The following is a 17,696-nucleotide window of genomic DNA, read 5'->3' as shown; positions in this document are numbered from 1 at the left end:
GATGGAGACCGAACCCGACTATGAAATCAAAGCAGAAGACAAAGCTGGTATGGGACGTGCAGGAAAAGTGGGCTTGGGGCTGATTTTGGCCGCAGTCATTGGGTTTATTGGCTATCCGATCATTGCGCCTCAGCTGTCGTCGGTACTGGAGACTTCTGAAAGTCAGGAGTTTCAGGATGAGCAGGATGGAAGCCGTATTGGGCGTGTCGAGCCCGGAGAGGCGACTGATACTCAACAACCAGCGTTCGATATCGGTCCGCTGACTGATCAACTCGATCAACAACGGGCAGCGCTGGAAGGTCGCAATGCTGAACTTGCAGGGCAGGTGGCGGCGCTGCAAGCTCAATTGAGAGGCATTGCGGATGAGGCAGCGGCAGAATCCAACAGTATGGCGCAACAATTGGCCGATGCCTTGCAACGTGCGCAGGCTCAGAACGCTGAAGCCGTTGAACAGTTAGAATCCAGCTTCCAAAATAAACTGGCTCAATCAGAGGCTGACGCGGCAAAGCAAAGAGCCAACCAAACCACCTTACTTGAGGAGCTTCAAAAGCAGAATGCGGACCTCGCGGCCTTGGTGGCGGCGGGTGCATCAAATGCACAGGATGCGGAACTTGAGCGGTTGCGTCTTCAGGTGGAGGCGGATCGTCAGCGGCGTGAAGATGAGGCGGCGGCGGCGATTGCCGCCGAAGAACAGCGTACAGCAAACCAGAGAGAGCAAGAAAGATTATCGGAATTGCGTGCGGCGCGTGAAGCGCAACGCGCTCTTATGGAAGCGAGAGTCAAATCAGCCTCTGTCGTCTTTGATGAAGGATCGTCCAGTGATGCTGGGGGTCAACCTACGGCGGCGGGATCACCAGATGCTGGCCCACAATCTCCAGATCAGAGAAACAGGGAGTTTGTCTCAAATGGCGGGGTAGCGGCTCCTGTGACCCAAGCTGAGTTGATCGCAAATCCGGCCAATACAGTGCTGCAGGGGACAATGATCCAAGCGACACTTGAGAATGCTGTCGATTCGAGCCTTCCGGGGGCAGTGACGGCAATGGTAAGCTATCCTGTCTACTCATTTGATGGGACGCGGGAATTGATACCTCCGGGTTCGCTGTTGATAGGTCAATACAGCTCGGATGTTTCATTAGGCCAAGCGCGTATCTTAGTTGGCTGGACCCGCATTGTTACGCCAGATGGGCAATCCGTACAAATTTCAGCGTTTGGAGGAGATGATCAAGGGCGCTCGGGGATCACTGGGCGCGTTAACACGCGTTTTGGGCAACGGTTTGGTGGTGCTGCATTGATTTCGCTCATCGGCGCTGCCCCGGGGATTGCTGCCAGTTCGAGCTCGAATGAAGTGAGTTCCGAAACGGCAGAGAATGTGGCGGACAACTTTACCAGTGCGACAGCGAACATTGTAAACGAATATGCGAGTCTCCCACCGATTATTGCCATTGAACAGGGTGCACAGATCACTGTGATGGTGGACCGTGATCTGGAATTTTTCTGATGCCAGGCCCGACGTCATTTCTGCAAAGCTATCTGGAACCTATCGCGGGTGTTTTGCAGGATCCGGAGGTTGTTGAAGTCGCGGTGAATCCGAATGGATGCGTCTGGCTGGAGCGTCAGGGCGGGGAATTCATGGTTGAATACAAAGATCACATGTTTGCTGCCGAGGAAGCAAATAATCTCGGGATGTCGATCGCCTCTGCCGTTGGGGCCCAATTTTCTGAGAAAAAGCCGATATTCTCGGGCAAGGTAATCTTCGAGGATCGGCCGCTCCGGGCGCAGGTTGTTTCCTCCCCTGTTATCGAGGGCGGTACCGCAATTACGCTTCGATCCTATAGTCAGAAAAAAATTTCGCTTGAGAAAGCAGTACTGCTGCACGGCAAACTCGTTGATCTTGATGCCTTGCGCCGGGAGCGTGCTGAGCGGGTGTCGCAGTTCGCGGGACTTGGTGATATTTCCGCCGCGATGTCTGTTTGTGTCGAAGATAGGTTGAACATCTTGGTGTCAGGCGGCACGTCAACTGGCAAGACAACGTTCGCTCGGGGTTTGCTGGAACTGGTTCCGGCATCTGAGCGTATTGTAACAATCGAGGACGCCTATGAACTGTTCCCTGAGCAAAGAAACTCGGTATGTCTGAAGGCCAGCAGGAGCGGATCAGGGGAGACGACACCGGCCAAACTGCTTGAAGGCACGCTCAGAATGCGACCTGATCGGATTATCCTTGGCGAGATACGCGGAGAGGAAAGTAAAACCTTTTTGGACGCGATCAACACCGGCCACGGAGGATCGTTCACGACCATACATGCTGATACCGCGCCCAAAGCGATCGATAGATTGGCGCTCATGATCATGTCCGTGGGAATCAACATGACGTTTGAGGAAGTGCGCCGTTACTGCGCGTCCAGCATCGATGTCGTAATCCAACTGGGCCGGATCGCGGGCCGACGTGGAGTGGTTGAACTCTATCTGCCCAGTATGGACACGGCTTAAGACTTTTGATCGTTTCGTTCGGTAACGAATTTTGCGTCGAATGCGAATCTTCGGTACGAAATTGCGAGATAGACAGATAAAAGAATCCTGAGATGCCCATCGCATCGTCAAGACTTTCAGCTTATGTTGTACTATAACTGGTAGGAAAATCGCAGCGATGTCGCAAATGCAATGCAAACATCAACATGAAGGTGAGACGCAGAGAGCATGGCTCTGCGCGCCTGCGTTGATGCATACTGCTTTTGCGTCGCCTACAATGCGGTCTGACGACGACGTTCACCTTTCAGACAATGTGGCATTGGCTCTTTTGACGACGCAACCTTTGAAACGGTTAGCAGGTATCGGGTTTTTAGGTGCGATTGACTATGTAAAAAAGGGGTCTGGTCGCGATCCTCATAGGCGCAGGCACAATCGTCTGGAGCATTCTATTGGTGTGGCCAAACTGGCAGAAACCTATGCGCTTGAGATCGAGATGGGTGAGGCCGAGCGTAAGACGCTCATATGTGCGGCTTTGTTGCACGATGTTGGTCACGGTCCATTGTCACATACCTTAGAGCCGGTGTTCGAAGAATATTTTGGCACAAACCATCACCGGACGACACGTGACATCGTGAAGGGAACGACGCGGTTTGGATCGCATATTCTGGACATTTTGAGTGAGTTTGAAGTCGATACTGAAGAGGTGCTGGCTCTAATAGATGGGGAAGATGTCGGTCGTTATTCCTTTCTGTTTTCATCCCCGATCAATATCGACACGTTAGAAGGCATCACGCGGTGCCGGGCGTTTGCAGGACCACGGTCGGCATTTGGTAGTGCAAGCGCTGCTGTCAGGCGGTGGGCCACATCTGGACGTCTCCCTACAAATGATTTTGATGACTTTTGGGACTTGAAAAACAACGTCTACAATCTGGTGATTAACGCTCCAATTGGGCGGCTACTCGATACCGTGGCCCAATCTTACATGGTGGCTAATATCGATAGGTTCGGCAAAAATGATTTTCTAAAAACTGAAAAGGGCTTCCGAGCGTCGCACCCAGAGCTGTTTGCTTACCTGAGTGTTGTGCTTGAACATGAAGATGATTTACGGTCGCATTTGCCAAAGTCTTGGCTCGATGCTGATGTAAATATAAATGATCGCAAGTTTTTTGTGGATGACAGTATAGAGCTTGTTGGCTTGCACCACATAAATGCACGTTACAAACAGACCCGCTCTCGTCAGTCCGTAAAACTCAACGAACTCGTTAAGGGATAGTTTGATGAAGAACGGCGACGCGTCGCAGATATTAGCGGCCTGCAAAAGTGAGTCTGAACGTCAGCTGGAGCTTATGCGGACCATCGCCAAAGCGATGTTTAAAGACAATCCAAACTATTTGATTGGAGTGAATGGCAGTGTCGCGCGCCGCGAATGTACAAGCGGTTCTGACATTGATCTGTTCTTTTTGTTCAATGGCAACATAACTGCGGACGATGCCCGAGCCGCTCAAGACCTTTACAGAGCACGGTTACACGAAGAAGGCCTTGTAATGCCCGCTCACGGTGGGGTCTTTGAAACACCGCTGAACATTGAAGAGCTCCTCGAGACGATCGGAGGTGACGACGATACCAATATTTTCATTACACGACGGATGCTGTTTTTGCTGGAAGGGGAGTGGACCTTCAACCAGGGCTTGTTCAAACAAACACGCACACAGCTTATAAAGCGCTATGTCGCCGATGACCTGGACGAACATAAACTGTGTCTATTTCTGTTGAATGATGTGATCCGCTACTGGCGCACGATTTGTGTTGATTTCGAGCACAAAACAGCCGCCGCGGATAAACCGCGCGCGATCCGGTTGGTAAAGCTAAGGTTTTCACGCATGCTCCTGTATCTTGCTGGTGTCGCGGCGGTGAGCCAAACCAAAGATATAGACGTTGTTGCGAAGCGCCGGAAGCTGGAAGAGCTTTTTGCATTGTCAACGATCGCTCGCATGCGGGCGGTGTTTGGCATCGCAATGGAACAACCACTGTCACGTTATGCCCGCTTTCTATCCGATTTGAACGAAGAACCAATCCGAACACAGCTTAAATTGCCTGGAGATGAAGGGCTGAATACGAAGGTCTATAAGGATCTTTCTGTCGAGGCCCGCCATTTTAAGGATGAACTTCTGGCGATGATGATTGACGAGTTTGGAGCTGAACACGATGTTATCAAAGCCCTCTTGCTCTAGGCGACAAGAATGTTTGGAAGCCGCGAATGACACCGCCGTCAACGCTGATTTTCTTAAGACACGCACAAACGCCCTGGAACAAGGCGGGACTGACAATGGGCCAGTCTGACATCCCTCTTTCAGATTTAGGCAAACGGGAAGCCGACTTGGCTGCTGCCGCGCTGAAGGCGTTTCCGATTGATGTGATTGTTTGCAGCCATCTGAAACGCTGTCTTCAGACGATTTCGCCGTTTCGAGGCGTGGGTGGCTACAAGATACACATCAATCCCGCATGGGCGGAACGGTCATGGGGTGTTTATGAAGGTGTTTCAAAATCTCAAAGGGGTCAAGAAACGCACCCCGAAAACGGCGAGACTGATGCTGATTTTCGAGATCGTATCCAACACGCTTTGAATGATCTTCCAAGCGGAGAGAACATATTATTGGTTTCGCATTCAGGTGTGTTTCGAGAACTTCGTCGCTTTGGTTACGAATCTGATGCTTCTCTCAACAACATTCCTCATGCAATCCCAGTGCGTCTTCGGAGAAATATCTATTAGGGGACGATTAGGCAGTCTGGGCCTATTACGATTTCTGCGGACCTCCCCGGCTAACTTCAGCTTCTGCGAAATAGCCCCCGCCATGCGCCAGGGCGATAAGATTCTTATGGCAGCTTCATCTCGCTGTAATCGCCACGCACATAAAGCGTGACCTTGAAATCTTGCCCATCGCGATTGCGCCAGAACCAGCCGTGATTGCCGGTGAAGGCTGCAGTCAGGACACTTTGTTCTTCCTCCCCGGCACGGCCTTTGGCATAGCTGATATTGTTGCCACCGCCGTCGCCTTGCAGATCGAAGTTGACGAGTTCATCGCTGTCATGCAGTCCGAACTTGCGAGCGATGCCGCGCACGCTCCTAACAATGCCGGCGATATCGCCCGGGCCCGAGGGGAAGGCCGCGCCTTCCCCCTTTTGCGGATCAGTTGATGTTGATATTTTTGGAATTGTGAGCAGAAAGATGCTAAGGCCAACGCAACACACAAACATATCACCTAAATCAAGCGCCTATTCGTAACTAAGGCTTTAATAATATAGGGTAGCAGCAACAGTTTGAAGCCTATACAGTTCCAGAAAACGGTTTGTTGGTGGGGCGCAGAGAATGATAATCAAAAAACTGACCGTCAAGGATTTTCGTGGCATCCGCAACCTGGAACTTAGTTTCAGCAGCAACCTTACGGTTATTGTTGGTCGAAACGGGGCGGGGAAGACAACTATTCTGGATGCTATCGCAACGATGTTGCAACCGATTAGAATGCTGTTTCCCAATACTCAAGGCAAACCTCAATATCGCCAACCTGCGCTGACGAAAGAAGACATCAGATTTGACGCCGATGATTGTTTTTTGCGCCTCGAGTATCGATTGGGCGAGACAGAAATATCATCCCCCGACGTTGTTGAAATCCGTTATAGTGAGCTTGGCCGCCAACCTTCTAATCCAACATTGGCAAAGCTCTGGGAGAGAGCACAAAATTCTAGTTTGGAATTAACCGAGAGACCGCTTTTTGTGTATTATCATCAGGATAGGGGTTTCAAAAACAAGACGACGTCTACAGACGTTTTCAATTATGATATTCTGCAAGAAACGTCATTGCAGGCGGATCTGAAGGCGATCAACGATCTTGAGGTCTGGTGGGACAAGCTCGACGCTCAAGAGGCCAGACAAGTTAGAGACAAAGAGCCGAAATTTCGCGACCCTCAGCTGCAAGCTGTCAGAAAGCTCATTAGGTCTATCGACAGCTTTTCGGACATTTCATTTTCGTCTACGGCGTCTCAGCCAGGACTGTTCCTGACCAAAAAAGACGGCACATTGGTGCATGTTGACAAGTTGTCGAGCGGTGAGAGGTCCTACATCATTTTGCTGGCTGATCTCGCGCGACGTCTGCAAGTGACAGCGCCAAACAGCCCGCTCAATGAAATCCCAGGCGTCGTTCTCATTGACGAAGTTGAGCTAAATCTACATCCGGCTTGGCAAAGCGAAATCCTCACCACACTCCGCAAGACTTTTGCGAACTGTCAGTTTATCGTCACAACCCACTCACCGCAGGTGATTTCAGCGGTGAAGAGCGAAGATGTTCGTATCCTTAGCGCTTCAGAGAACGGCACAATGACGGCGGGTCTACCGCTAAGCACCAAGGGGCGAACCAGTAATTATCTGCTTGAGGGCATCTTTGGGTCGTCGGAGCGCTATCCGCCGCTTGATCTGCTGATTGACGAGTTTAACGATGCGATTGATGCTGCTGATCTCGCGGCTGCATCGCAACTGTTCCTCAAGATTTCCAATCAAATCGAGGGACACCCCCCAGATTTGATCGTGCTGAAAAAGAGATTGAAGAAGCTTGAGGCATCCAAGTGAAAGGGGCGCGAAAGAACGAGGCTCCGCCAGAACTTACAACTTGGCTGGCTTTGGCAAACGCAGATTGGCAACCAAGTTATCCATTCAATGAGCCGGCCGTTCGGACAGCCGTGGTCCACAGCCTGTTTTTCGAACAACGCGGATTGTGCGTCTACTGTGGCAGGGGCCTTGATTTAAGCTCGCCAGGAAAGTCGTTCCACATTGAACATTTTAGGCCGCAACACGGCGCGAATGGGCGTTCAGATCTCGAAGTGTCTCACACCAACCTTTTTCTGAGCTGTGGCCAACAGGATCAAGATGGGAACGTTGCGCAGACTTGCGGAACCCGAAAAGGTGACTGGTTTGACGAAATTAATCACGTGGTGCCAAACTACCCGGATTGTACTGGGCGTTTCAAATTTATGCTGAGCGGCCACGTTGAAGCCGCGCACGCTGACGATGCTGCTGCGCGCGCAATGATCAAACAGCTACAACTGGATCATCCTGAACTGGTCAAAGATAGGGAAACGACGCTTGCCCTGCTGGACGCTGACAAGTTGGATCTTGCAGACTTTTGGGATGTGGGAAAGCAAGTTGCAGAGAGCTTTGGACATATCGCGTATCAGCATTGTGGCAGTTCGCTTCCGTAAGCTGCAATTGTGTGACGTATGCTTTCGGGGGCCATGCTAGTCAGAATGCCTACTTCAGAATATTTTACAGCTGCATCGTCTCGCGCAACCATGGACTATCTTTCAGGCTAATAGAGTTAAAGCTAATTTATATCAGCCAAGGCCTAACTAGCTGACAACCAATATTTTTTTGCCCTCCGAATCATTGGATAACCATTCTACCGGTGCCAGATGATCTGGTGCCACCCAAGAGCCTTAGGAGGGGCTTTTACAATGAAGACACTTAAATTTAGTCGTGGGGTATCTAAGATGCGTCAGTTTGAAATCGGCGCTTTGAACAACGATGTCCCCGGTGTTGGTGGCTACTACTTCGATGCAACCGCTACAGGTGTTGAAGCGCAGCAGTTTCGCGAGAACGCGGGCGCGGTGACGGAAGGCACTGTCGATCTGGCATTCTTGCTTCAGACAAACTTTGGCACCGAAGAAATCGAATTGGTCCGTCAAGTCGTGCCAGGTGTGTTTGCTTGGGCAGGTTATGTTCCGGCTTCCGCAGACGGTACCGCGAACTTGGCGATTTTGGATGAGTTCGTAAATGGCTACGCTGTTTTGCTGACAATCATCGATGGCGACGAGTATCGCCTGACGATGGATACCGACTTCGGTGAGTACTTGCCCGAAAACCGCGTAATGCGCGCCAAAACGCTGGCACGCTCGAAAAAGGCAAGCCGCGCGGCCTAATCGATCCAAAAAAGAGAGGTGTGGGCGATAATCGCCTACACCTGTTTTCTGTTCGTGATGCCACACCGAGCTAATTAGCCTGCAGCCAAGATGGCGGAACAGAAAGAGAACTCCTATATATGTCTTAGGTTCTGTGTGTGATGGAAAAGTGGAACGACTGGGAGGCGTGGTGGTGAAAGATTTGGGTAATGATGTCAGAAAGATGCAAAGCATCGCCGATAGCGTCTACGAAGTAATCCAGAAAGAGCTGGAAAGCTTGACCTGGCAAGATATTGAAATGAGCGCTGATCTCGACACAGCGCTAGGAGAACTAGACTCTCGCTCGACGCGGTTGCACGGTGTCGTCTTTGAGCGTTGGTTGACGATCTGGCTAGAAATGTCCGGTGTTCTCGATGAAAGCCCTGAAACCGACATTGAGGCCTTCAAGGAGACGATCTTCGACGAAAAGCAAGCTTCAATGACACGTAATCTGCTCAAGAAACATCGTGGGGACGAGACCCCGGTCTCAATCGCAAAAATTGCCGAAGCAATCTACGACAAGGAGACAAAAGGCTTTCGTGTCACTGTGAGCAAAATGTGGAAGCGTGTTCGCCCTGCTATTGATCATCTTGGCGTCTGGCGTGTCGAGGAGTCGGAAGGCGGGACAACAGCGTTCCGCATTTGGCCAGGTGATGTACTGCTCGCGTTTCATGAACGGGTGTACCGTGTTTATCGTTTGAAACAGATTGCAGCCTTCGTCGAACTTCATGGCCACCATCTCGGCGCTGTTCAGAACAATGAAACAAAAGGGAACTAGGATTATGATAAACTCAATTCATAGGCTCATTACGATCTGCATTCTTGGTCTACCAGTACCAGCGATGGCCGACGTTCCTTACAGTCAGGTGTTCAGCGATTGGGATGTCGTAACAATAGAGCACCCACTCCCCGGCCCATCGCGTGATGTGATGATGCAGTCTGCCAGTGCTCAGAACAGGATCTACGCAGCATTGGCGACCGCAGACGATCTTAGGTCATCGTCAATGTATGTCGGTGTCGGCTCTGTTGTCGCTACCAGCTTGGATATCGATGATCTCATGGCTGACTTTTCAGCAGGAAGAAATGCGATGGATACAGCAGCGATTACCCCTCAAAGCGTTGGAACTGGATTTGATGCCAACGCGATTCTGGCAGATATTCGAAGTGAAACACTAACCTCGCCGGTGATCATGATAAACAAAGGCTTTGGGGAACAAATCGCCCGGGAACAATCTGCGGCAGTTTTCCATCGTCGCCCAAACGACCCCGTCAATGGTGCGATCGGCAGTTTGATCCAGTTTGCTGATATCCGAAACGAAACGTTGACGGATATGGTTTGGCAAGTAGGTGGGGTTGAACCTTTGGGAGCCGAAGAACAGTTGCTGTCATGGCAAGGCTGGAACTGAGACGCTCGGGCGAGGTGGGCCGTTGAGCCTATCCCCGTCCTTTCAGCGTCAACACGCCTCAATTTCAGGTGTCCTTCGGGTCCAAAAGATGATCGGCCACAACGGATGTCATAGGGTTCTTAAAATAATGCTCGTTCAACATCTCTCTGAGTGATCCATTGGATGCTTTGTCCGCGTATGCTTTGAGTGCTGCGCCATCTTTCCAATCGATGGTGTAACCCTCGCATGTTTTAGGCTGCGCCTCAAGCCAGGCGAGGGCCGAGGCAGCAAAGATCCCGTTGGTCCAAATCTCGAAATGGAACGGCCTCTCGACCTCTTTAAAGCCCGTATTGAGAATGCGGTGAATGAGCGGTACGCGGTCGTCGTACCAGCGTTTGGCTTCTTTTTCGCTCACGCGCGCGCCGGGGTTCTTTGCCTTGCATTCAATAATCAAGAAGCCTGCATGCTTGGTTTTGTCTAATTGAACATCGATCTCAGCTTTTTCCATGGTGTAGAGGTCTCGAATTTTAAATCCAGTTTTGAGTGATCCGCCTTCGACGTCTTTGACCAAGCTGCCAACGACGAGCTCAAATAACGCACCGCGCAAATTTGAAGAGGCCCCTTCAATCTTGGTGAGTGATTTGAGGACTCTTGAGAGGTGGTCGGGGTTAACGGCAGCTGTGGCACCTGTGTCTGTCAGCAACCGGACAAGGTCGCGCAAGGCCCGGGCCAGTTCTGCGCCGAAAAGATTCTCAAGCGTAATGGCTAGAATACCTTTACTCTTCGCCAGATCCATACCTTTTGCGGAAAAGACGTCCGCCACGAGCATTGGCATGATCCGGCCAATCTTTGCGGAGAAGGCCGCGCCGTCGCATTTGCGAACAAATGCCTCAACTTCGGGCTCTTTCATGATCTCAAAGGTGTTGATGTCGCAGACGAGAAATCCCGGCTTTGGGGCGCCGTCAAAAATTTGCAACAGGGGTCGAAAATAGGCTGGAGCCGTAAGGTCGAAAGTGATGCCGGAAACAATGGGAGGAGCGTCTCCGCCACGCATATTGAACTTGTTGTAGCTCCCCAGTCCCAATCGCCGTGCCCATTCCTTTATTCCGTGCAGGGCAACGAACTCGGCCAGCTCATTTGCGCGTATCAGTTCGATCGGTGCGGTGCGCAGATATCTTGACTGGAAGCGTAAATAAGTTTCATCGTTGTCGACAAATTCTTCGAGGACATTTACGGCCTTTAAGCGTTCAAGAATGAGGGCAGGGGAGAGTTGTCCCTTTCGTGCAATGGGCGCGCCGCTTACCTGTTCAAAGCGGTCTAGACGACACGTACCGCCGCGTGCGCGAAGATTTGTCATGGCGGCCCAATAACTTTTCCCATGAGTATAACAGGCCTCGTCGAAGTTGCGCCAAAACCGGGGCGTGCCGTAATCCTCTGGTGTATAGATGAACCGGGTATTTTTTTCGAACCGGATTCCTGCGAGCTTTGTGTGGTCAGCAGTTGCTCTTTGAACGCATTTGCGCGCTGCGCTATCACCAACACCGAGCTGTTTTAAGGCACCAATGTACTTGGTTGTAAGGGCCGGACCGATCTTGTGTATCAGGGCCTGCGTCTCTACAATTTTCATCTGGCAGGTCTCAAGTTTTGAGGAATGTCACACTGCTCCATTTATAACATGATCTCTATAAGTCATGCGATATTTTCGCGTTGAATTTTCCGCTTAAAATAATTTAAACTTATCAAATACTTAAGTACTTAGAATTTTTAAGCTGTTAGCAAGTATGTCCTACCATGATCGCCATTACAGGTGGTAAATTGTCCCATCGACGTTAAAGCGCCGGGGGCGGTTTGTGCATTTACCTCCAAAATGCTGAGGTTTGAGCTCCACCACTCTATCTGTTTGTTTACAGGGCATACTCAAGACCCCCTTCAATTGATCCCGAGCGCGACCGCTACCTTTAAGATCGCGAGCGCCGTGCTAGAACTGCGCATGCGGTCGCTCTGCGCCAAGGTCCCATAACCCCTGTACGTTCCTGCGTGCTTGACATCGCAAGCATGCTTGCGATAATTAGCATATAAGGAGTTCTGATATGCAAAGTCTCGGTGTCGAGCTGACAAGGTTGAGGAAAGAATCGGGTTTGACGTTACGGCGTGTCGAGGCTGCTGTGGGTATATCAAATGCCTATCTGAGCCAGTTGGAGAACGATAAGATCAAGACACCTTCGCCCAACACGTTGTACAAGCTTTCGCAAATTTATGGTGGCTCTTATGAGGGTTTGATGGCCAAGGCAGGCTATCCGGTGCCAAAGGAGTCGAAGGAGGAGGTTCCGGAAACGGCCTCTCGACTTGCCGCCCGTGTGAGCGACGTAAGCCCCAGTGAAGCGGACGCACTTGTGGACTATCTCAAGTTTCTTCGTCAGAGCAGGGCGGAATAGGTATGGTATGGTCTTATACAGCGTCACGATCTTTTCAGCGGTGCCAGGTTCAGTGGCTTCTCGGGTCGATGGCGGGGCACCACAAAGCTGCGGATCCGATACGAAGACGCGCTTTATTTTTTGGCAAATTGAATACAGTGAGTGCTTGGCGGGGCCAGCTTGTCGATACAATCATTTCGTCCCATATCATTCCATCGCTCGACGATCCGTTGAATGAAGAACCGATGGGGTTTGATGCATCACGGCACGCCGCGCGGGGGCTCTTTGACAAGCAGCTTGCATATGCGAACCAACATCGTGCTGCAAAAATTGATGTGAAGTTGGGAGATGAAGGGGATCGCTTTGCGCTTCTTTTTGAGAATGAATTTGGCGCAGGCCCGACACATGAGGCTCTCGATCAAGCGTGGTCTGAGATTGAAGTAGCGCTCCGAAATTTCTGGGAAAATGATACAATCCAGAAAATTCTCCATGACGCTGTACAGCTGATCACACAACCGCGCACGCTTCATTTCCAGCTCATAGACGGAGCAAAGGCCGTCGCGATTCCTGACTTGATCGCGTTCAACAGAGGAGCCCCTCCGACAATCGTCGATTGGAAGGTCCACGCAGAGGTCGGTAATGACGCGCAGCGGCAACTAGCAGTCTATGCGATTGCATTGAGCCGCAGCACGCAACAAGCAGACTTCCCCGATGACTGGAACAGCAAACCGACCGACACCAATCTCTATGAAGCGCAACTCTTGTTGAACCAGACAAAGCACTACAGGCTGACCGCGGAAGATATCGCCACGACAACGGCTTATATGGATGCCAGTGCTTACGAGATGAACTGCCTGACCGAAGGCAAAATTTACAAAGATATTAATATTCGTGATTTTCGCATGGCCCATAGCGGCTTGAGCTGTGCTGCATGCGCGTTTCAATCAATTTGTCCGGAGGTGGTCCAATGACCCTTGAAGCATCACTTTTTCGCCTGGAAGGGCTCGAACAGCTAAGGCCAAAGTACCAGCTCTATACTATTCGCGGTTTGGGCTTGGTTGGATCGGCGAGTTATCATCAAAAGGTGACAGAGCTCGTGCGGCGGCTATCCTTCACCAAGAAAGCACCCTTTGTATCACTTAAGCGGGATGGCACATACTTTTTGGCAGTGCCTGAGGCTATCGAAGATATTGAACCTGCATATCAAGTTGTCGGTGGTTTTGTGAATTTGTCAAAATCCGACGAAGTCCTTACGCTCGACTTCTCCAGCCCGATTGATGAGCAGGAAGCACTACGGATCCGGTTTCTCGACTTTGCGCTTCAGCGGCCGCTTTATCTTAATGGCGAACTTTGGCAGCCGGGGATCGGCAAACCGTTTTTCTTCAAGAAACCTTACATTACTGGCGACGAGGTCAACATCTTCGAGGGGGTTTCCATTCGGGCGTGCCGGCATCCAGATGGTGGGTTTGGCATCATTTGCGACGCTCAAAGCAAGCTTGTGAATGCAAAACCAATCGGTTCACTCGTCGATGCTAACGTTTTGCAGAAACTGGTAGGGCGAAGCTGTCTCTACAAAATGAATGATACTTGGTATCAGTTTCGTATCGACGACGCGGCCGATATCAAAGTGGGTGAACATTGCATCTTTGAGAACGGAAATAGCGTTTCGCTTCTTCAGCATTTGGTGCGTGCAGCGGGCAATGCTGCACCTCAGAGAGTTGTGAACCTCGACCCTGAAGGTTCTGTTCTGACCTATTTCACATCCTCGGACGAACAGCGCTTCGCCCCGACGGCGTTGTGTTACTTGTTGGAAGACTCTGAGGGTCGAAACGGAAAGCGACTTCAGCGCGAGACAATTTTGAAGCCAGAGGATCGCAGGAGCCGGATTCAGCGTTTTGTTACGCGATACCTAGCAAATTTTGCAGTCGGCAACATAGACCTGCGGGTCGACGGACAGATGTATCGCTTCGAAAATCCCCTTCTAGAAGTGCCACGTCTCTTATTTGGAAACGATGCAGTCTTAAGCCGCAAGAAGGATCGGTCTCGTTTTCAATCCATCAAGGACTACTCGAACGCGAGACGGTCCATGATGCTGGATCGGAACAAGGGCTTCTATCGTCAAGGTGCGTTGGATCCTCAAACCATCCTCATTCCCCAGTCTGTCCAAAGTAGCTTTGGCCCAGCATTCGTAGCTGATTTCAAGCAAACTCTTCGCAGCTTTTATCCATCAGGAAACTACGACCCCATTGTCGCAACATTTGATGATACAGGTTTTGGCCGGTCTCTCGAAGGTCAGTGGAAGGGGCTCCTCGCTGCTGCCCAGTCTGGTGAGATTGAAGCAGGGGAGGTGTTGGTCATGCTGAACAACGTTCCTGGTCCTCAGCGCACACAAGATCAGTTGGCTGCAATGGTTTGCAACGAGTTCTTCAATCGGTTTGACATGCGTGTTCAGGTTATACACTCAGACACCCCGCGGCGTGGTTACAAGCGCATCGTCAAAGACGGTGCTGCGCCGCGATATGAGAAACAGCACGGACGTGTTGCTATAGACGGCTATCTCAAAGGCGCTGCTTTAAATAAGGTCTGCTTGGGCAATGGGCGATGGCCGTTCGTGCTTGATGAGCCACTGAGTGCTGATCTGACAATTGGTGTGGACGTCAAGAATAATACGTCAGTTTTCACGCTCGTCGGTGATGGTGGGCGTATCATCCGGGTGCGGCGGGACAAATCCAAGCAAAAAGAAAAATTGCTGCCCGAACAGGTCAAGCAGGCCATTCTTGCTGTCGTTCGAGAAGAATTCAAGCATTTGAGTTTGCCAGTCAAACGCGTTGCGGTTCACCGCGACGGCCGTGTTTGGCCAGAGGAGATTGCTGGGATTGAACAAGCTTTTGCAGAGCTTGCCGGGGAAGGACGTGTATCAATGGATGTGACTGTGAGTGTATTCGAGATTTTGAAGACATCGCCGGCTCCAATGCGGATGTTTAACGTGGGCCAACCGAACAAGGGCAATCAAAGTGGCATCTACAATCCATTCGTAGGATCCTGGCTCAAGCTGAGTGATGATGATGCCTACCTCTGCACGACTGGTGCGCCACTCTTGATGCAAGGAACTGCCGATCCACTGCACGTGCGGCGCATATCCGGTGAGATGTCGCTGGTAGATGGAATATCCGACGTCTTCTCGTTGAGCTGCCTGACTTGGCCAAAGCCTGACAGCTGCATGCGGGATCCCATATCGATCAAGATGTGTGATATAACTTTGTTTGACGAAGCTGCAAAATACGACATGGATGCAGTTCGATTTGCTCAAAGTGATGCGGATGAGGCGGTAGGGTGAGCGCCGCCAGCGGCATGCGTGTGGCCTATGGGCGACTTGACGTGTTCAGTAACCTTGCTGAAAAAGCGCGCCGTGCGACACTGGACGGGGATGAGAGGAACTTGGATGTCTTGTCCAAGCTGCTTAGACTTCTGGAGCAGCAGGAAAGAGCGACGGCGTCGCTTGATGCATTGGAGTTTCAGACGCTGCTTAAGACGCGGTGTTCTGTGTCCAGCTATGAGTTAGATTTCTTAAGACAAGAACTGCAACTTGGTCGACCTGGGGCGGGGACGATCGACTTGCTTGGACGCATAGCAACGGCGCTGGCGCGCGAACGCTCAGCACTTGCAAACCGAATTTCTGGAGGATGAGAGAATAGGACCGGAGCATCTCATTGGCGCGATATTTCTAGCCCAAAAGAGAGCGCTCGTGCTCCAGGAGTCCGCCCTTCAGTGCAGAAGGGCAGATCTCCGAGGTTTACAGCAGACATGTGTTGATCGCCTGAAAGCAATATACGAGCGGTTAGAATGGATTTTGAAGTCGGTACAAATCGTCTGGGCAAGTGATCCCGCAAGTGTCGTTCACGACTATCGGGCACTAAACGAGCATCTGTCGATGATTGAGCGGTCAGGTGTATTTGCCCTCATACATTCCGCGGATAACGACCCGTTCTTGAGCAATCTTACGCAACAGATCTGCGAGGACATTTGTTACCCTCTACAAATACCCATCGTCAGTGAAACCTCGCCATCCCATTTCACAATCGATGAAGATTTCAATGTGCTTTACGTGCCGCCACTGGAAAACAGGTTTTTGCTGCACCTACCGGACCTATATCATGAACTTGGACACCCGATCCTTTTTGACGATAACCTGAAGCTCCCGAGCTTGAAGCCCGTTAAGGTAGAATATGCCCTCGCGATTTTTGACCGGATTCAGAACCTCGAGGAGCGTATCGTAGACAGTGAGCGCCGTGAGGGACCAGAAATGACCCGGCGACGCATGAGTGCTTTTCTTGATTCATGGGTGACCAGCTGGATGCGGGAATTCTACTGTGATCTCTTTGCGACCTATTGTCTGGGACCAGCATATGCTTGGTCTCATTGTCATCTCTGTCTCAAGCTCTCATCGAACCCTTTTGACACGCCCAACTTTGAAAAAACGACACATCCGTCGGACGCGTCGCGGATGAACGTGATCCTGTGTGGGTTGAAAGCCTTGGGCTTCAAACAAGAGTGTGATCAGATCACGAAGATTTGGTCAGATCAGATACAGCTTGGTGGGTATTCCGAGAATATGATCCATAAGCAATGCTATCCTGAAGACGCACTCGCTGGTATTGCGCGCGGCGCTATTGATGCCTTTGAGAATGTGGGCCTGAAAGCGGCGCGCCCAGACAAGCTTTCAGGTGTTGCACTTTGCCTGAATCAAGCATGGCAGAGCTTTTGGTCAGACCCCGGCGGGTTTAGTGATTGGGAAACTGTGGCGATTGCTCATCTGCAAACGGTACTGTCAGGGCATAAAACTTGACAAATCACGTCACCAAGACTACAGTACCTATAGGTTCTCCACTTTCTTGAGGTCCTAGAGATCTCTATAACCGATAGGAGATAAGTATGAAACTCGACTTTTCAGACCTACCAGTGGGCGAACGAGGCCTTTCTTCCGAGCTCATTGACACAATTTGGGCACAGATAGGCGGGTCTCTTGAACGAAAAGGCCTTGAAGAATTCAGGCGTGATCAAAGGGATATTGTCGGAAGAATAAGCCATAATATGGCCGGAACGGTCCTGACATCCTACGATAAAGAGGTCGCTGTGGTTTTGCCTCTGCAGTATACTAAGGTTGCAGTCGCACTTGTGCATTTGGCTGAGAATGCGCGTGTTAACGATGCTATGGATGAAGCAGACCGTAACCCTGACCGGAGTTTTTTCGATTTGGAAGACCTGGTCGTCAATCAAGAAGCTGCAGCAGGACGGTAATCGGCGTTGGTTTCTTCAAGACGTGTCATACTGGGGGCGACTGCACGATCCGTTTGGATTGGACTCGAACCAAATGTTCAAAACGAGCTTACATCTGTGTTGCGCGCGCTTGTTGCAAATCCTGTGCCGTCCGATGCTATTTCGATCT

General features: G+C 51.0%; 18 protein-coding genes. 16 read left to right on the top strand and 2 right to left on the bottom strand.

What is annotated here, in order from left to right; genetic code table 11:
* The first annotated feature begins 1 nt into the window (after position 1).
* The 5 genes from KZZ06_RS17870 (at position 2) to KZZ06_RS17850 (ending at position 5,236) form a co-directional block, all read left to right on the top strand.
* On the top strand, positions 2-1,498 hold the full coding sequence (locus tag KZZ06_RS17870; RefSeq protein WP_219581375.1) for a TrbI/VirB10 family protein: 1,497 nt from the start codon (positions 2-4) through the stop codon (positions 1,496-1,498).
* Positions 1,498-2,487: an ATPase, T2SS/T4P/T4SS family gene (locus tag KZZ06_RS17865; protein ID WP_219581374.1), complete on the top strand. Its 990-nt coding sequence runs from the start codon at positions 1,498-1,500 to the stop codon at positions 2,485-2,487. The genes KZZ06_RS17870 and KZZ06_RS17865 overlap by 1 nt, the downstream gene beginning before the upstream one ends.
* Before the next feature lie 157 nt (positions 2,488-2,644).
* A complete protein-coding gene (locus KZZ06_RS17860) occupies positions 2,645-3,739 on the top strand; it encodes an HD domain-containing protein (RefSeq protein WP_219581373.1) in 1,095 nt (364 codons plus the stop codon).
* Between the two features lie 4 nt (positions 3,740-3,743).
* A complete protein-coding gene (locus tag KZZ06_RS17855; RefSeq protein ID WP_219581372.1) occupies positions 3,744-4,697 on the top strand; it encodes a nucleotidyltransferase domain-containing protein in 954 nt (317 codons plus the stop codon).
* Between the two features lie 26 nt (positions 4,698-4,723).
* Complete coding sequence (locus tag KZZ06_RS17850; RefSeq protein WP_219581371.1) at positions 4,724-5,236, top strand: histidine phosphatase family protein; 513 nt, start codon at positions 4,724-4,726, stop codon at positions 5,234-5,236.
* 104 nt (positions 5,237-5,340) lie between these two features.
* On the opposite strand, the gene KZZ06_RS17845 is transcribed toward KZZ06_RS17850, so the two are convergent.
* On the bottom strand, positions 5,341-5,586 hold the full coding sequence (locus KZZ06_RS17845; protein ID WP_219581370.1) for a hypothetical protein: 246 nt from the start codon (positions 5,584-5,586) through the stop codon (positions 5,341-5,343).
* 247 nt (positions 5,587-5,833) lie between these two features.
* Here KZZ06_RS17845 and KZZ06_RS17840 point away from each other — a divergent pair, with 247 nt between their 5' ends.
* The 5 genes from KZZ06_RS17840 (at position 5,834) to KZZ06_RS17820 (ending at position 9,857) form a co-directional block, all read left to right on the top strand.
* Positions 5,834-7,087, top strand: a complete 1,254-nt coding sequence (locus KZZ06_RS17840; protein ID WP_219581369.1) for an AAA family ATPase — start codon at positions 5,834-5,836, stop codon at positions 7,085-7,087.
* Positions 7,084-7,716 carry a retron system putative HNH endonuclease gene (locus tag KZZ06_RS17835; RefSeq protein ID WP_219581368.1) on the top strand — a complete coding sequence of 211 codons (633 nt, stop codon included), beginning with the start codon at positions 7,084-7,086 and terminating at the stop codon, positions 7,714-7,716. The genes KZZ06_RS17840 and KZZ06_RS17835 overlap by 4 nt, the downstream gene beginning before the upstream one ends.
* 288 nt (positions 7,717-8,004) lie before the next feature.
* On the top strand, positions 8,005-8,433 hold the full coding sequence (locus KZZ06_RS17830; protein WP_219581367.1) for a hypothetical protein: 429 nt from the start codon (positions 8,005-8,007) through the stop codon (positions 8,431-8,433).
* A 148-nt stretch (positions 8,434-8,581) separates the two neighbouring features.
* Positions 8,582-9,229, top strand: a complete 648-nt coding sequence (locus KZZ06_RS17825; RefSeq protein ID WP_219581366.1) for a hypothetical protein — start codon at positions 8,582-8,584, stop codon at positions 9,227-9,229.
* 4 nt (positions 9,230-9,233) lie between these two features.
* Positions 9,234-9,857, top strand: a complete 624-nt coding sequence (locus tag KZZ06_RS17820) for a hypothetical protein (protein ID WP_219581365.1) — start codon at positions 9,234-9,236, stop codon at positions 9,855-9,857.
* Positions 9,858-9,921: 64 nt separating this feature from the next.
* Here the strand turns inward: KZZ06_RS17820 and KZZ06_RS17815 are convergent, their stop codons facing one another.
* Entirely contained in the window at positions 9,922-11,463 is a 1,542-nt protein-coding gene (locus tag KZZ06_RS17815; protein ID WP_219581364.1) for a hypothetical protein, read from the bottom strand.
* A gap of 463 nt (positions 11,464-11,926) precedes the next feature.
* Here KZZ06_RS17815 and KZZ06_RS17810 point away from each other — a divergent pair, with 463 nt between their 5' ends.
* The 6 genes from KZZ06_RS17810 (at position 11,927) to KZZ06_RS17785 (ending at position 17,548) form a co-directional block, all read left to right on the top strand.
* A complete protein-coding gene (locus KZZ06_RS17810) occupies positions 11,927-12,271 on the top strand; it encodes a helix-turn-helix domain-containing protein (protein ID WP_219581363.1) in 345 nt (114 codons plus the stop codon).
* 2 nt (positions 12,272-12,273) lie between these two features.
* A complete protein-coding gene (locus tag KZZ06_RS17805; RefSeq protein WP_219581362.1) occupies positions 12,274-13,221 on the top strand; it encodes a PD-(D/E)XK nuclease family protein in 948 nt (315 codons plus the stop codon).
* Entirely contained in the window at positions 13,218-15,587 is a 2,370-nt protein-coding gene (locus KZZ06_RS17800; RefSeq protein WP_219581361.1) for a hypothetical protein, read from the top strand. Before KZZ06_RS17805 ends, KZZ06_RS17800 begins: the two co-directional genes overlap by 4 nt.
* On the top strand, positions 15,584-15,937 hold the full coding sequence (locus KZZ06_RS17795; protein ID WP_219581360.1) for a hypothetical protein: 354 nt from the start codon (positions 15,584-15,586) through the stop codon (positions 15,935-15,937). Before KZZ06_RS17800 ends, KZZ06_RS17795 begins: the two co-directional genes overlap by 4 nt.
* A 58-nt stretch (positions 15,938-15,995) precedes the next feature.
* Positions 15,996-17,096, top strand: a complete 1,101-nt coding sequence (locus KZZ06_RS17790; RefSeq protein ID WP_219581359.1) for a hypothetical protein — start codon at positions 15,996-15,998, stop codon at positions 17,094-17,096.
* An 86-nt stretch (positions 17,097-17,182) separates the two neighbouring features.
* Positions 17,183-17,548 (top strand): hypothetical protein, encoded by a 366-nt coding sequence (locus KZZ06_RS17785; protein WP_219581358.1) that lies wholly within the window; start codon positions 17,183-17,185, stop codon positions 17,546-17,548.
* The last annotated feature ends 148 nt before the right edge of the window (positions 17,549-17,696 follow it).

The organism is Sulfitobacter sp. CW3 (assembly GCF_019392245.1).
Taxonomy (GTDB): Bacteria; Pseudomonadota; Alphaproteobacteria; order Rhodobacterales; family Rhodobacteraceae; genus Sulfitobacter.
The sequence above is the reverse complement of the archived record's forward strand: the minus strand, read 5'-3'. Positions and strand labels throughout refer to the sequence as shown.